General features: G+C 60.3%; 12 protein-coding genes and 1 pseudogene. 4 read left to right on the forward strand and 9 right to left on the reverse strand.

Going from position 1 to position 15,168, the window contains the following annotated elements:
* The gene (gene tcdA, locus HX868_RS14135) at nucleotides 1-810 is read left to right on the forward strand and encodes a tRNA cyclic N6-threonylcarbamoyladenosine(37) synthase TcdA (protein WP_016975834.1); all 810 of its coding nucleotides are present in this window, start codon (nucleotides 1-3) and stop codon (nucleotides 808-810) included.
* 11 nt (nucleotides 811-821) lie between these two features.
* Here the strand turns inward: tcdA and HX868_RS14140 are convergent, their stop codons facing one another.
* The 5 genes from HX868_RS14140 to HX868_RS14160 all read right to left on the reverse strand — a co-directional run bounded on the left by HX868_RS14140 (nucleotide 822) and on the right by HX868_RS14160 (nucleotide 5,306).
* Nucleotides 822-2,174 carry an Nramp family divalent metal transporter gene (locus tag HX868_RS14140; protein WP_177003301.1) on the reverse strand — a complete coding sequence of 451 codons (1,353 nt, stop codon included), beginning with the start codon at nucleotides 2,172-2,174 and terminating at the stop codon, nucleotides 822-824.
* A gap of 75 nt (nucleotides 2,175-2,249) precedes the next feature.
* Nucleotides 2,250-2,663: a SufE family protein gene (locus HX868_RS14145; protein ID WP_177003302.1), complete on the reverse strand. Its 414-nt coding sequence runs from the start codon at nucleotides 2,661-2,663 to the stop codon at nucleotides 2,250-2,252.
* Entirely contained in the window at nucleotides 2,660-3,865 is a 1,206-nt protein-coding gene (locus HX868_RS14150) for an aminotransferase class V-fold PLP-dependent enzyme (protein WP_177003303.1), read from the reverse strand. The genes HX868_RS14145 and HX868_RS14150 overlap by 4 nt, the downstream gene beginning before the upstream one ends.
* A 64-nt stretch (nucleotides 3,866-3,929) precedes the next feature.
* Complete coding sequence (dapD, locus tag HX868_RS14155; RefSeq protein ID WP_177003304.1) at nucleotides 3,930-4,964, reverse strand: 2,3,4,5-tetrahydropyridine-2,6-dicarboxylate N-succinyltransferase; 1,035 nt, start codon at nucleotides 4,962-4,964, stop codon at nucleotides 3,930-3,932.
* A gap of 33 nt (nucleotides 4,965-4,997) precedes the next feature.
* On the reverse strand, nucleotides 4,998-5,306 hold the full coding sequence (locus tag HX868_RS14160) for an arsenate reductase (protein WP_236318523.1): 309 nt from the start codon (nucleotides 5,304-5,306) through the stop codon (nucleotides 4,998-5,000).
* Between the two features lie 257 nt (nucleotides 5,307-5,563).
* Here HX868_RS14160 and HX868_RS14165 point away from each other — a divergent pair, with 257 nt between their 5' ends.
* Nucleotides 5,564-7,207 (forward strand): Na+/H+ antiporter, encoded by a 1,644-nt coding sequence (locus tag HX868_RS14165; protein ID WP_123476543.1) that lies wholly within the window; start codon nucleotides 5,564-5,566, stop codon nucleotides 7,205-7,207.
* A 175-nt stretch (nucleotides 7,208-7,382) separates the two neighbouring features.
* On the opposite strand, the pseudogene HX868_RS31220 reads toward HX868_RS14165, so the two are convergent.
* The 4 genes and pseudogenes from HX868_RS31220 to map all read right to left on the reverse strand — a co-directional run.
* A pseudogene (locus HX868_RS31220) lies at nucleotides 7,383-7,919 on the reverse strand (zinc metalloprotease); the annotation flags it as partial.
* Nucleotides 7,920-8,053: 134 nt separating this feature from the next.
* Nucleotides 8,054-9,250: a succinyldiaminopimelate transaminase gene (gene dapC / locus HX868_RS14170; protein ID WP_177003305.1), complete on the reverse strand. Its 1,197-nt coding sequence runs from the start codon at nucleotides 9,248-9,250 to the stop codon at nucleotides 8,054-8,056.
* A 143-nt stretch (nucleotides 9,251-9,393) separates the two neighbouring features.
* Nucleotides 9,394-12,096, reverse strand: a complete 2,703-nt coding sequence (locus tag HX868_RS14175; RefSeq protein ID WP_061435544.1) for a [protein-PII] uridylyltransferase — start codon at nucleotides 12,094-12,096, stop codon at nucleotides 9,394-9,396.
* A 62-nt stretch (nucleotides 12,097-12,158) separates the two neighbouring features.
* Entirely contained in the window at nucleotides 12,159-12,941 is a 783-nt protein-coding gene (map, locus tag HX868_RS14180; protein WP_012722594.1) for a type I methionyl aminopeptidase, read from the reverse strand.
* 387 nt (nucleotides 12,942-13,328) lie between these two features.
* On the opposite strand from map, the gene rpsB reads away from it, so the two are divergent.
* Together rpsB and tsf are read left to right on the forward strand one after the other, a co-directional pair.
* Nucleotides 13,329-14,066, forward strand: a complete 738-nt coding sequence (gene rpsB / locus HX868_RS14185) for a 30S ribosomal protein S2 (protein WP_003189158.1) — start codon at nucleotides 13,329-13,331, stop codon at nucleotides 14,064-14,066.
* 192 nt (nucleotides 14,067-14,258) lie between these two features.
* The gene (tsf, locus tag HX868_RS14190) at nucleotides 14,259-15,122 is read left to right on the forward strand and encodes a translation elongation factor Ts (protein ID WP_016975843.1); all 864 of its coding nucleotides are present in this window, start codon (nucleotides 14,259-14,261) and stop codon (nucleotides 15,120-15,122) included.
* The last annotated feature ends 46 nt before the right edge of the window (nucleotides 15,123-15,168 follow it).

Consider the following 15,168-nt stretch of genomic DNA (forward strand, 5'->3'; position numbering starts at 1 on the left):
ATGAGTACAGAAGATCCGCGGTTTGCAGGCGTCGCCCGCTTGTATGGCATAGAAGGCCTGGAACGCTTGAAAGCGGCCCATGTGGCGATCGTCGGCGTCGGCGGCGTGGGTTCGTGGGCGGCGGAAGCGATCGCCCGTTGCGGGGTCGGCGAGATTTCGCTGTTTGACCTGGACGACGTCTGCGTCAGCAACAGCAACCGTCAGTTGCACGCGCTGGACAGCACCGTGGGTAAGCCCAAGGTCGAGGTGATGGCTGAGCGCCTGCGCGGTATCAACCCGGATTGCACGGTGCATGCGGTGGCGGACTTCGTGACCCGCGACACCATGGCCGAATACATCACGCCAGACATCGATTGCGTGATCGACTGCATCGACGCGGTCAACGCCAAGGCCGCGCTGATCGCCTGGTGCAAGCGCCGCAAGATCCAGATCATCACCACCGGTGGCGCCGGCGGGCAGATCGACCCGACGTTGATCCAGGTCTGCGACCTGAACCGCACCTTCAATGACCCTTTGGCGTCGAAAGTGCGCTCGACCCTGCGCCGCGACTACAACTTCTCCCGCACCGTGACCCGTCATTACAGCGTGCCGTGTGTGTTTTCCACCGAACAGCTGCGCTATCCCAAGCCGGACGGCAGCATTTGTTTGCAGAAGAGTTTTGTCGGGGATGGCGTGAAGCTGGACTGCGCGGGCGGCTTTGGTGCGGTGATGATGGTGACGGCCACGTTCGGCATGGTGGCGGCCACCAAGGCGGTGGATAAGATTGTGGCCGGCGTGCGCCGGCCTTCAGAGCGGGTCAAAAACGCCTGACGGGTTGGGCCTCAGGCTAGCGCAAAGTCGTACAGCAGCTTGAGGTTCAGTACCACGATCACGGCGGTAACTGCCCACGCCAGCACGGCGACCCAGGTGGACACCACAAACTCGCCCATCTTGCGCCGGTCGGTGACGAACCGCACCAGCGGAATCGCTGCGAAGGGCAACTGCATCGACAGCACCACTTGGCTGAAGATCAATAACTGTGCCGTGCCTTTCTCGCCATACAGCGCAGTGACGATAATCACCGGAATCACCGCCAGACCCCGTGTCAGCAGGCGGCGCATCCAGTGCGGCAAGCGCAGGCGCAGGAAGCCTTCCATCACGATCTGCCCGGCCAGCGTCGCTGTCACCGTGGAGTTGACGCCCGATGCCAGCAGGGCCACTGCGAATAGCGTCGACGCAATGCTTAAACCCAACAGCGGCGAAAGCAGTTCAAAGGCCTGTTCGATTTCAGCCACATCCGTGTGCCCGCTGGTGTGAAACGCCGCTGCCCCGACAATCAGAATCGCCGCGTTGATAAACAGCGCCAGCATCAGCGCGATGCTGCTGTCGGTCGTCGCCCACTTGATGGCGTCGCGTTTGCCGGGGTTGTCGCGTGGGTAATTGCGGGTTTGCACGATCGAGGAGTGCAGGTACAGGTTATGCGGCATGACCGTCGCCCCGAGGATGCCGATGGCGATGTAGAGCATGGCCGGGTTGGTCACCACTTCAGTGGATGGAATAAAGCCGTTGATAATCGCAGCGATTGGCGGCGCGGCGGCGGCGACCTGCACTGCAAAGCAGGTGCCGATGACGATCAACAGGGCAATCACAAAGGCTTCCAGGAAGCGGAAGCCCTTGTTCATTAAAAGCAGCAGCAGGAAGACGTCCAGCGTGGTCAGTAGCACGCCGCCCATCAGCGGAATGCCAAACAGCAGTTTCAGGGCGATGGCGGTGCCGATGACTTCGGCCAGGTCGCAGGCGATGATCGCCAGTTCGCAGATGACCCAAAGGGCGAAGCTGACCGGACGCGGGTAATGATCGCGGCACGCCTGCGCCAGGTCGCGCCCGGTGGCGATGCCCAGGCGTGCCGACAATGCTTGCAGCAAGATGGCCATCAGGTTTGACAGCAGGATGACGCACAGTAGCGTGTAGCCAAATTGCGCGCCACCGGCCAGATCGGTCGCCCAGTTGCCGGGGTCCATGTAGCCGACCGACACCATGTAGCCCGGCCCGGAAAACGCCAGCAAGCGGCGTAGCCAAGTGCCCGTCGCGGGAACATTCACGCTTGCATTGACTTCGGACAGGCTTGGCTGGCGATGCGAGGCGTCGGCAAATTGCCAGGCGGCAGGGGTAGAAGGGAGCACAGGCTTGGACATGGCACAACTCCAGTGGACCGAAAGCGATACTGCAGAGATCGCCGTTCCAGAGAGACGTAGCCGTGAATGAAGAATTTAAGCCTGGCTCACGCTCAGTGCGCGCATGCGTTGAAGGACCGCGTTGAGCCCGTTGCTGCGCGAGGGTGAAAGCTGGCGTGACAAGCCCAGTTGGGCAAACCAGTCAGGCAGGTCGACTGCCTGCAACTCGGCGGCAGACAAACCGTTGACCCGTGCCAGCAGCAAGGCCACCAGCCCACGGATCATGCGTGCATCGCTACTCGCGGCGAACTGCCAGTGGCCATTGTGCAGACGGCCGACCAGCCACACCAGGCTTTCGCAGCCCTGCACGAGGTTGGCGTCGACTTTATCCTCATCCGCCAGGGCCGGCAGGCGCTCACCCCATTGCATCAGCATCCGTGCGCGCTGTTCCCAACTGCCGACAGCCTGAAAAGCCTCCAGCGCGGCCACTGCCTCCACCGGCAAGTTCATCGCAGCATATCCAAGGATTGATCCAGTGCCTCAAAGAAGCGTTCCAGGTCATCGGAATCGTTATACAGCGCCAGGGACACACGAATCGCCCCCGACAGATGCATCGCCTTTAGCAACGGCATGGCGCAGTGATGCCCGGCGCGCACGGCGATGCCTTGCTCGGTCAGCAGGTGCGCGAGGTCGGCGTTATGCACGCCGTCGACCACAAAGCTGACCAACGCCACCTGGGGCGAACCCAGCACGCGCACGCCATTGCGCGCCTTGAGCCCGCGCAACAGGTAGTCATGCAACGCCGCTTCATGGGCAATCACGGCCTGTTGATCCAGCGAACTCAGGTAATCCAGGCTGGCGCCCAGGCCGATCACGCTGGCGATCGGCGGGGTGCCGGCCTCGAAACCCAGCGGCGCCGGGCGGAAGCTGGCGCTGTGGTAATCGGCCTGTTGCACCATCTCGCCGCCGAACTGCCAGTGACGCACGTGGTGCAGGGCCTCGTTACGGCCAAACAGCACGCCGACGCCGTCCGGGCCATACAACTTATGGCTGGAAAACACGTAGAAGTCGCAACCCAGGGCCTGCACGTCGTGACGACCATGGACGATGCCCTGGGCGCCGTCGATTACGGTCAGCGCGCCGTGTGGCTGGGCGAGTGCCATCAGAGCGTCCAGCGGCAGCCAGGCGCCGAGCACGTTGGATAGCTGGCTCACGGCCAGTAGCCGTGTACGCGGGCCGATCAGCTCGGCAGCGGCAGCCAGGTCGATCACGCCGTCATCACTCAGTGGCAGTACCACCAGGCTCAGTGCGCGGCGCTTGGCCAATTGCTGCCAGGGCAGCAGGTTGGCGTGGTGTTCCAGGGCGCTGATGACAATCTCATCGCCCGCATTGAATAAGTGTTCAAGGCCATAGGCCAAGAGGTTCAGCGCAGAGGTCGCGCCGTGGGTGAACACAATCTGCCCGCTGTCGCCTGCATTCAACCACTGCGCGACCTTGCTGCGGCTGTCTTCAAACGCCTGGGTCGCATGGGCGCCTGGCAAATGCTGGGCCCGGTGCACATTCGCTGCGCCGTTGGCGTAGTAATGGCTGATGGCATCCAGCAAGGTCTGGGGTTTTTGCGTGGTGGCGGCGTTGTCCAGGTAGGTCTGGTCTTGCCGTTGCAGGGTGGCGATGGCCGGAAAGTCGGCGCGCCAGGGGGAGGGCACTAGCATGGTGTTCAAGACTCGTATAAGCGAGCCCCAGGGTCGGGGCCCGCTAGGGGCATCGAGTGGCTGCTTAGTTGTGAGCGTGCAGCGCTTCGTTCAGTTCGATGGCCGATTTGTGGGTTTTGCACTCCACGGCACCGGTCTCGGAGTTGCGGCGGAACAGCAGGTCCGGCTGGCCGGCCAGCTCACGCGCCTTGACCACTTTGACCAGTTGGTTCTGCTCGTCCAGCAGCGCAACCTTGGTGCCGGCAGTGACGTACAGGCCTGACTCAACGGTGTTGCGGTCGCCCAGCGGGATACCGATACCGGCGTTGGCGCCGATCAGGCAGCCTTCGCCAACCTTGATCACGATGTTGCCACCGCCCGACAGGGTGCCCATGGTGGAGCAACCACCGCCCAGGTCCGAGCCCTTGCCGACGAATACGCCCGCCGATACACGGCCTTCAATCATCCCCGGGCCTTCGGTGCCGGCGTTGAAGTTGACGAAACCTTCGTGCATCACGGTGGTGCCTTCGCCGACGTAGGCGCCCAGGCGGATACGCGCGGCGTCAGCGATACGCACGCCGCTCGGCACCACGTAGTCGGTCATTTTCGGGAACTTGTCCACCGAGAACACTTCCAGCAGCTCGCCACGCAGGCGGGCTTCCAGCTGGCGTTCGGCCAGTTCGTTGATATCGATCGCGCCCTGGCTGGTCCAGGCCACGTTTGGCAACTGCGGGAACACACCGGCCAGGCTCAGGCCGTGGGGCTTTACCAGGCGGTGGGACAGCAGGTGCAGCTTGAGGTAGGCCTCAGGCGTGGAAGTCAGTGCGGCGTCTTCGGCCAGCAGGGTGGCGACCAGTGGCGTGTGGCTTTCAGCCAGGCGATTGAGCAGCGCGGCTTGGGTAGCGTCGACATTCTTGAGCGCATCAGCCAGTTGCAGCGCTTGGCTGATGGTGAAGGTGATCGCCTGGTTGCCTTCGGTGTAGCCGAGGATCGGCGTGATGGCGTTGATGATTTCTGCCGACGGGTTGAGCAGCGGTTGTGCGTAAAACACTTCCAGCCAAGCACCTTGGCGGTTCTGAGTGCCGACGCCGAAGCCCAGGCTGAACAGGGAATTGGACATGCTGTTACCTCTACAAAAATGGAAAGGGCTGGCCTACTTGAGGGCCGCCGAATAACTATCTGGCTTGAAGCCAATCAGGGTTCTGTCACCGAGATCAAGCACCGGGCGCTTGATCATCGAAGGTTGTGCGAGCATCAATTCAATGGCTTTCGACTGATCGAGATCGGCTTTGCGTTCGTCTTCGAGTTTGCGAAAGGTGGTGCCCGCACGGTTCAAAACCACCTGCCAACCGTGCTCGTCGCACCATTGGGTCAAGTGTTCGCGGTCGATACCGGCCGTTTTGTAGTCGTGAAACTCATAGTTGACGCCGTGCTCATCGAGCCAGGTGCGCGCCTTTTTCATGGTGTCGCAGGCTTTGATGCCGAAAAGGTGCAACGTTTTGCTTGAAGCGGTCAAGGAATTGCCCCCCTTTGGACCAAGTGGAAACGAAAGGTCACGGATTATGCCATGACCAGCGGTCTCTGGTGCCCCTCGTCATGCTGGCGTGCGACTTATGTGCAAATGCCAGCCGGCAGCATAGGTCGTTAATATGGCACTTCAACGGCGAGTTGTTGCCTGATGTGTGTCGTTGCAAGTCGATTGTCCGGGAAACCCGCGTTATGCAAACCGCCTACACCGTTCTTATCCTGCTGATGCTGGTCAGCGTTTCGCGTCTGGTTGGACGTGTCATTCCTCTGCCGTTGCCCCTAGTACAGATTGCCGCCGGCGCCTTGCTGGCCTGGCCGACGCTGGGGCTGCACGTGGCGCTGGACCCCGAGTTGTTCCTGTTTCTGTTCCTGCCGCCGTTGTTGTTCTCCGATGGCTGGCGGATGCCCAAGCGCGAGTTGTGGCGCCTGCGCGGGCCGATCCTGACACTGGCGGTGGGCCTGGTGCTGTTTACCGTAGTGGGCGCCGGTTACTTCATTCATTGGATTTTGCCGACGATCCCGTTGCCGGTGGCCTTCGCCCTGGCGGCCGTGTTATCGCCGACGGATGCCGTGGCGGTGTCTGCCATTTCCCAGAACCGCTTGCCCACGCCGCTGATGCACATGCTCCAGGGCGAGGCCTTGATGAATGATGCCTCGGGCCTGGTGACCTTCAAGTTCGCCCTGGCGGCGGCGTTGACCGGGGTGTTTTCCCTGGCGGATGCCAGCCTCACATTCGTGCTGGTGGCAGTCGGTGGCCTGGCGGTCGGCGTGGCCCTGAGTTGGCTGGTCGGCCGGTTGCGCGCGTGGATGATCGCCCGGGGCTGGGACGACCCGGCAACTCACGTGGTGTTCATGTTGCTGCTGCCGTTTGCGGCCTATGTGCTGGCCGAGCGCTTGGGCGCATCGGGCATTTTGTCGGCGGTGGCGGCGGGCATGATGCAAAGCTGGCTCGACCTGTTGCCGCGCCAGACCAGCACGCGCCTGCTCAATCGCAGTGTGTGGTCGCTGCTGGAGTTTGCTTTTAATGGCTTGATCTTCTTGCTGCTGGGGCTGCAACTGCCGGACATCATCAAGGCGGTGGTCAGCCATGAGCCGACACTGTGGCCGACCCTGTTTTATCGCTGCCTGGATGTGGTCGCGATCTTCCTGGTGCTGGTGGTGCTGCGCTTTATCTGGGTGCAGAGCATCTGGCGGCTGTCGGGCTTGCTGCGCAGGTTGCGTGGGAAAAGCGAACTGACGCTGGTACCGACCGCGCGTTCCTGTTGGCTGTTGACGGTCGGCGGCGTGCGTGGTGCGGTGACGTTGGCGGGTGTGATGTCGGTGCCCTTGCTGCTGGCTCCGGGCCAGGATTTTCCCGAACGTGACTTGCTGATCTTCATCGCGGCGGGCGTGATCCTCTTATCGCTGATTGCCGCCTGTATCGCCTTGCCGCTGTTGTTGCGCGGTATCGAAAAGAGCCCCGATGAAAAGCGTCACAACGAAGTGCGCGAAGCCTGGAAGAAAACCGCCGTGGCCGCGATCCATGCCCTGGAAACCGAAGAGCCCGGTGAGGCCGGGACCCAGGATGCGGCCCAGTCGGCATTGGCCGCTGAGCTCAAAGCACGATTGATGTCGGAATATCGCCATCAATTGGAGGTGTTCAACGACTCGACCGAAGCCCAAATGCTGGCGCAGCAGTTGGACCAGTTGGAGCGCAAGCTTCGGCTCAAAGCCCTGCGTGCGCAACGCCTTGAGTTGTACAGTCTGAGTCGGCATCACGAAATCGCGGATGATGTATTGCGGGAGGTATTGGCGGAGCTTGATATGAGTGAGGCGAACCTGGGATTGAAAAAGTAGCGTTTTCGCCCTTATTGGCTCTGGGGTAGGTTTTTTTTGCCCAGGCAATGTCCCCGGCACTGAGTGTCGAGCCTCTTGAGTGAAACTCGTTGCTAGTGGTCAAGCCGGGGTCGATGGAGTAATGCATGATCGAGTCTGGATCGTAGGGCAAAAAATCGTAGGACTCGCTGCGCAGTAGCGGTAGAAAGTTGGTTTGCTGATAGGGTTGTGGGTAGTTCATGTCAAGAGCAGCATGATTCCACTGGACATTGGCATTGGGATGTTGATGCGCGTGGTGTGCGCCCAGCATGTGCCCGAACTCATGCAGCACGGTTTGGTTGAATGACGGCAACGTATGATCTATTGGCAGGCTCATCGTTGGGGCTCCATACAAAGCACGTTGAGCGTCGTTACCTATCCGTGAGGAGCCGCCCGCGTCGCCTACTATGTTCTGCGTAATTCTAACGTCGCCCTCGTCGCCCGATACGAACTCGAATGTGAGGCTGATATGGGTTGACCACTCGCTGGCGGCGTTTTTGACTGCCAGTACATAGGGGGCATCCATCGGGTAATCGTGCATCGCGATCTTGATGGTGCTGTTTTGTGGCCAGTATTTAGCGGGTTCACCCACATTGCGTCGACGTCTGGAAAGGCGTTCGGGTTGATCGACGCCGTCGTTCGAGCGATCAGTGGGGGGAGGGGAGCAGGGGGTAAAAACGGTGGCTGAGATCATGGCGTTTTCCCATTGGAGTCAGTGACGAATCTGTCATCTGATTTGTCCTGAACGCAGGGAAAGTTCCAGCATTGAGTGTCGGCGATTGTTACCTTGGCCCGTGATATCTGTCAGATACCACGGGCTTTAGCGTTTTAGCGGCGGCTAATGAAGGCCCGGATCCGCTCAGCCGCTTCCACACACTCCGCCAACGGCGCAACCAACGCCATGCGCACACGGCCGGCGCCAGGGTTGAAGCCATCCACCTCCCGCGACAGGTACGAACCTGGCACGACGGTCACATGTTCTTCCACGAACAGGTCGCGGCAGAAAGCAGCGTCGTCGCCATTCACATTCGGCCACAAATAGAAGCCGCCATCTGGGCTCTCTACGTCCAGTACCGGCTTGAGAATCGCCAGTACTGCGTCGAATTTCTCGCGATACAAGTCACGATTGGCCAGCACGTGGGCTTCGTCCTGCCAGGCAGCAATACTGGCCAGTTGGGTTTGCACCGGCATCGCACAGCCATGGTAGGTGCGGTACAGCAGGAAGGCCTTGAGGATGTCTGCGTCGCCGGCCACAAAACCGGAGCGTAGGCCCGGCAGGTTCGAGCGCTTGGACAGGCTGTGGAACACCACGCAGCGCTTGAAGTCCTGGCGGCCCAGTTCGACGCACGCGCTCAACAGGCCGGGCGGCGGGGTTTGTTCGTCGAAGTACAGTTCGCTGTAGCACTCGTCGGCGGCGATGACGAAGTCGTATTCGTCGGCAAGGGCAATGAGTTTTTTCAGGGTGTCGACCGGGATCAGCGCGCCGGTCGGGTTGCCCGGCGAGCACAGGAACAGGATCTGGCAGCGTTTCCAGATGTCTGGCGTCACGGCGTCGAAGTCCGGGTTGAAGCCATTGGCGTCCAGGCACGGCAGGTAGTGCGGCTTGGCTCCGGCCAGGAACGCGGCGCCTTCGTAGATCTGGTAGAACGGGTTCGGGCTGACCACCAGTGCGTCGTCGCCACGGTTGACCACGGTCTGGGTGAAGGCGAACAGCGCTTCACGGGTGCCGTTGACCGGCAGGATGTTGCGCGCCGGGTCGAGCCAGCCCTTGGGCACGTTGAAGCGACGTTCGCACCAGGCACCGATGGCTTCGCGCAGGGCTGGGATGCCCAGGGTGGTCGGGTACACGGCCATCTGGTCGAGGTTGTTGCTCAATGCTTCGGCCACGAAGGTGGGCGATTTATGTTTCGGTTCGCCGATGGACAGCGCAATCGGGCGCTTGTCCGGGTTCGGCGTGACGCTGCCCAGTAGGGCGCGCAGTTTCTCGAACGGGTAGGGCTGGAGCTGGTTCAGGGCGTTGTTCATGTAAGCCTCTATGACGGTGTACACAGACCCTGTAGGAGCTGGCTTGCCAGCGATGGCATCGCGTCGGTGTACCTGATACACCAAGGTGCTCGCATCGCCGGCAAGCCGGCTCCTACAAAGGGCGTGTTTACAAAGTTAAAAATTCATATGGTCAGGCGTGTCAGCTCGACGCCGGGTTCCTGGGTGACGCTTAGCTGCTGGACGATGGCTTCCTGTAAACGCAGGCACAGTTCCGGATCGGACAACGGCTGGTTGTCGGCATCGGTAATGAAGAACACGTCTTCCACGCGTTCGCCGAGAGTCGCAATCTTGGCGTTCTGCAACGACAGGTCGAACTCCAGGAATATGCCGCCGATGCGCGCCAGTAGGCCCGGACGATCCGGAGCGCTGAGCTCCAGCACCGTCACCGGGCGCTGGGCGTCATTGGAAATGGTTACCTGGGGCGCAAACGCAAAGTGCTTGAGTTGGCGCGGTACGCGACGCTGGATGATGGTCGGGTAGTCGTCAGGGTTGCGCAGGGCCTCGGTCAGGCCTTCGCGGATCTTTTTCACGCGTGCCGGGTTATCGCCAATCGAGTCGCCATCGGTGTCGAGCACGATATAGGTGTCGAGGGTGAACTGGCTGCTGGAGGTGATGACGCGGGCGTCATGGATGTTCAGGTTGAGCTGGTCCATGGCTGCCACGGTCACGGCGAAGAAGTCGTGCTGGTCCGGCGCGTAGATGAAGATCTGCGTGCCGCCCTCGAATTCGCGCTGGGTGGTTTCCTTGATCAGCACCAGCGGACCGCCATCGGCGGGCTGTTGCAGGATTGCGTCAGTGTGCCAGGCCACATCGCCGGCGGTGTGGCGCAAGAAGTAATCGTCGCCCAGTTGCGACCACAATTGCTCGACGTCGTCCGGATCGTTGCCGCCGCGCACCAGAATGTCCAGGGCCGCGCTCTGGGTGCGGCGGATCTGTTCTTCGCGGTCCACCGGGTTCTCCAGGCCACGGCGCAGGGCGCGCTTGGTCTCGGTGTAGAGCTGGCGCAACAGGCTGGCACGCCAGGAGTTCCACAGCGTCGGGTTGGTGGCGTTGATGTCGGAGACAGTTAGCACGTACAGGTAGTCGAGGCGGGTTTCATCGCCGACGATCTGCGCAAAGTCGTGGATCACCTGCGGGTCGGACAAGTCCTTGCGCTGGGCGGTGGTCGACATCACCAGATGGTTCTGCACCAGCCAGACGATCAGGCGGCTGTCCCAGACGGGCAGTTGGTGGCGCTGGCAGAAGGCCTCGGCATCAACCGCGCCCACCTCAGAGTGGTCGCCATGCCGACCCTTGCCGATGTCGTGGTACAGGCCGGCCAGGTAGATCAGCTCGGGCTTGGGCAGCTTGGCCATGAGTTTGCTGGCCAGCGGGAATTTCTCTGACACTTGCGTGTACTGAAGCTTACGCAGGTGCTTGATCAGGTTCAGGGTATGGGCGTCCACGGTATAGATGTGGAACAGGTCGTGCTGCATCTGTCCGACGATAAAGCCGAACTCCGGCAGGTAGCGCCCCAGGATGCCGTAACGGTTCATGCGTCGCAGGTTGCGGTGGATACCGATCTTGCACTTGAACAGCTCGATGAACAGGCTGGTGTTGCGGATATCGTTACGGAAATCGTCGTCGATCAGGTGACGGTTCTCCCGCAGCAGGCGGATGGTGTCGGCGCGTACGCCTTTGATTTCCGGCTGCTGGGCCATCAGCACGAAGATTTCCAGCATGGCGAATGGCGTGCGGCGGAACACGTTGTCGTTGCGTGCCTCGATATAGCCGTCGTGCAGTTGGAAGCGTGCGTTGATCGGCTGCGGCGGCGCTTCGTCTTCGGGGGCCAGGATCACCTCTTCGAAGTGCTGGATGATCAGGTCGCTGAGCTGGGCAATGCTCATGACCACCCGGTAATACTGCTGCATGAAGCTTTCGATGCTGGTCTTCGCGTCCTCGCCTTCAAAGCCCAGCAGGGTGGCGATGGAGCGCTGGTGGTCGAACAGCAGGCGGTCTTCGGAACGGCCGGCGAGCATGTGCAGGGCGTAGCGCACCTTCCACAGGAACTCCTGGGACGAGGCCAGCAGGGCGTTTTCGCTCTCTACCAGGAAGCCCTCGCCAGCCAGGGCGCGCAGGTTCAGGGTGCCGTACTGGCGACGGGCAACCCACAAAATCGTCTGGATATCCCGCAGGCCACCGGGCGAGCCTTTGACGTTGGGTTCCAGGTTGTATTCGGTGTCGTTGTACTTGTGGTGCCGTGCCTTCTGCTCGGCACGCTTGGCCAGGAAGAAGTCCTTGCTCGGCCACATATGCGCGGTGCTGGTGACTTCGAGCATGCGCTGGCGCAGGCGCTCGGGGCCGGCGATGGTGCGGCTTTCCATGAGGTTGGTGATGACGGTGAGGTCGGCGCGGGCCTCTTCGGCGCATTCGTCGACCGAGCGCACGCTTTGGCCGACTTCCAGGCCGATGTCCCACAACAGCGTCAGAAAACGCTCGATGGAATCGCGAAAGATCTCATGATCTGCACTGTCTAGCAGGATCAGCAGGTCGATGTCGGAGTAAGGGTGCAACTCGCCGCGCCCGTAGCCGCCGACGGCCACCAGGGCGATATCGGCGTCTTCACTCCAACTGAACTGTTCCCAGGCCTTTTGCAGGATGTTATCGACGAACCAGGCGCGGTCCTCGATCAGCCGGCGAATGTCCCGGCCACTGCGAAAGCGCTCGTCGAGCACCTCGCGGGCCTGGCGGATGGCCTTCTTGAACGCGGCGATAGGGCTCGCCTTCAGAGCCAGTTCGGCCTGGAACTGGCCACGGTCGAAGAGTTCGGGATCCACCTGGGGCATCGATCGGCTTTCCTTTCTAGCTATAAGTCAGTTACAGGGTTGCGGGAAAACCGAAGCAATCATCACGCCGAAACGCGTGGGATGGTGTCGTCAGCGCGCAGGGTGAAGATCTCGTAGCCGGTCTCGGTGACCAGCAGGGTGTGTTCCCACTGCGCCGAGAGCTTGCGATCCTTGGTGATGGCGGTCCAGCCGTCGCCCAGCACCTTGGTGTCGGCCTTGCCCTGGTTGATCATCGGCTCGATGGTGAAGGTCATGCCTGCTTTGAGTTCCATGCCGGTGCCTGCGCGGCCGTAGTGCAGGATCTGCGGCTCTTCGTGGAACACGGTACCGATACCGTGGCCGCAGAATTCGCGGACCACCGAGAAACCATTCTTCTCAGCGTGCTTCTGGATCACTTCACCGATGTCGCCCAAGCGGCAGCCGGGTTTCACGATCTCGATGGCCTTGTACATGCATTCCTGGGTGACCTGGGACAGGCGCTCGGCCCAGACCGGCACAGTGCCGACGTGGAACATGCGGCTGGTGTCGCCGAAGTAGCGGTCCTTGATCACCGTGACGTCGATGTTCAGGGTGTCGCCGTCCTTCAACGGTTTGTCACCTGGAATCCCGTGGCAGACCACGTGGTTGACCGAAGTGCAGATCGACTTGGGGAACCCCTTGTAGTTCAGCGGGGCAGGGATGGCACCCTGCACATTGACTATATAGTCGTGGCAGATCTGGTTCAGGGTTTCGGTGGTGACGCCGGGCTTGACGTGTTCGGCGATCATTTCCAGCACGTCGGCAGCCAGTTTGCCGGCGATGCGCATGCCGGCGATGTCTTCGGCGGTTTTCAAGCTAACGGTCATACAGGCTCTCTCTAGCGCGATGCGCTGAAATCAATACGGTTTACGGGCGTGCGACAAAAGGTTGCAAAATTCGCACAAGCCACAGAAAACGCGATTCTAACAGACGATGGCCTCAAATCATGAGCCTCTGATGATCGCTTCTCTCTATAAGGTAGGGCTATGTCGGCTCTATTCAAGGGGTTACACGAAAGCGCGCAGCGGCAAATGTGATTGCGTATTCCGTTTTTGCCAATGCTGTGGTATAAAATGCGCCGCTTTCCGGGGATACCCCGCAAAGCTTAAATCCACACACGTGTCGACACGATGACCTGGGTGCCGGAGGCCTTGATGCCGCTGGTTGGTCATTGGGATACGTGGAGGCCAAACCCGACTTATTAAGGAACTATCATGTCCCAAGTCAACATGCGCGATATGCTGAAGGCCGGTGTGCACTTCGGTCACCAGACCCGTTACTGGAACCCGAAAATGGGTAAATACATTTTCGGCGCGCGTAACAAGATCCACATCATCAACCTTGAAAAAACCCTGCCAATGTTCAACGAAGCTCTGACTTTCGTAGAGCGCCTGGCCCAGGGCAAAAACAAGATTCTGTTCGTCGGCACCAAGCGTTCCGCTGGCAAGATCGTTGCTGAAGAAGCAGCACGTTGCGGTTCGCCGTACGTCGATCACCGCTGGTTGGGCGGCATGCTGACCAACTTCAAAACCATCCGTGCTTCCATCAAGCGTCTGCGTGACCTTGAAGTACAAGCCGAAGACGGTACTTTCGCCAAGCTGACCAAGAAAGAAGCGCTGATGCGCTCCCGTGACCTGGAAAAGCTCGATCGTTCCCTGGGTGGTATCAAGGACATGGGCGGTCTGCCTGACGCACTGTTCGTTATCGACGTTGATCACGAGCGCATCGCGATCACCGAAGCCAACAAGCTGGGCATCCCGGTTATCGGCGTAGTCGATACCAACAGCAGCCCGGAAGGCGTTGACTACATCATCCCAGGCAACGATGACGCAATCCGCGCTATCCAGCTGTACATGGGTTCGATGGCTGACGCTGTAATCCGTGGTCGCAACCACGTTGCTGGTGGTACCGAGCAGTTCGTTGAAGAAGCTCCGGTAGCTGCCGCTGAGTAATTAGCGCCCTGGCGTTGACTCAGTAAGCAAAAAGGGGGCTTGGCCCCCTTTTTGCCACCTCGAAAACCGTTTGTCGGCAGCGTAGCTACATCTATTTGTAACGTGCAGCGGCCTACAACGGAGATTCGGGAAGAATTGATCGCCCGTTTGATCGGGTGGAATGGTTGAAAACCTATCCAAGAGGATTTTGAAATGGCAGAGATTACTGCAGCGTTGGTTAAAGAACTGCGTGAGCGTACCGGCGAAGGCATGATGGATTGCAAAAAGGCCTTGACCAAGGCCGGCGGCGACATCGAAAAAGCCATCGACGACATGCGTGCCTCGGGCGCCATCAAGGCCGCCAAGAAAGCCGGCAACGTCGCTGCTGAAGGCGCTATCGCTCTGGTTGAAGACGGTAAAGCTGCCGTTCTGCTGGAAGTGAACTCGCAGACCGACTTCCTGGCCCTGCAAGACGACTTCAAGGCATTCGTTGCTGCCAGCGTCAAGAAAGCATTCGACGAGAAGCTGACTACCGTTGAGCCTCTGATCGAAGCTCAAGAAGCTGATCGCCTGGTACTGGTCGGCAAGGTTGGCGAAAACGTCAACATCCGTCGCCTGACCCGCGTTGAAGGTGATGTGGTTGGTGGTTACCTGCACGGCAACAAGATCGGTGTAGCGGTTGTTCTGAAAGGCGGCGACGTTGAGCTGGCCAAAGACATCGCTATGCACGTTGCTGCAAGCAACCCAGAATTCCTGCTGCCTTCGGAAGTTTCTGATGAAGCCATCGAGCGTGAAAAAGCTGTGTTCCTGAGCCTGAACGCCGACAAGATCGCCGGCAAGCCAGAAAACATCGTTGAAAACATGATCAAAGGCCGTATCAGCAAGTTCCTGGCTGAAGCGAGCCTGGTTGAGCAGGCGTTCGTCAAGAACCCTGAAGTCAAGGTTGGCGAACTGGCCAAGAAAGCCGGTGCTGAAATCGTTTCCTTCACTTACTACAAAGTAGGCGAAGGCATCGAGAAGCCGGTCGACAACTTCGCTGAAGAAGTTGCTGCCCAGCTGGCTGCCGCCAAGCAATAAGACAGTTTTCAACTGTCGCCCGAAAGAGGCTGCCCGCTCACGCGCG

It is taken from the genome of Pseudomonas reactans (assembly GCF_013385825.1).
Taxonomy (GTDB): Bacteria; Pseudomonadota; Gammaproteobacteria; order Pseudomonadales; family Pseudomonadaceae; genus Aquipseudomonas; species Aquipseudomonas reactans.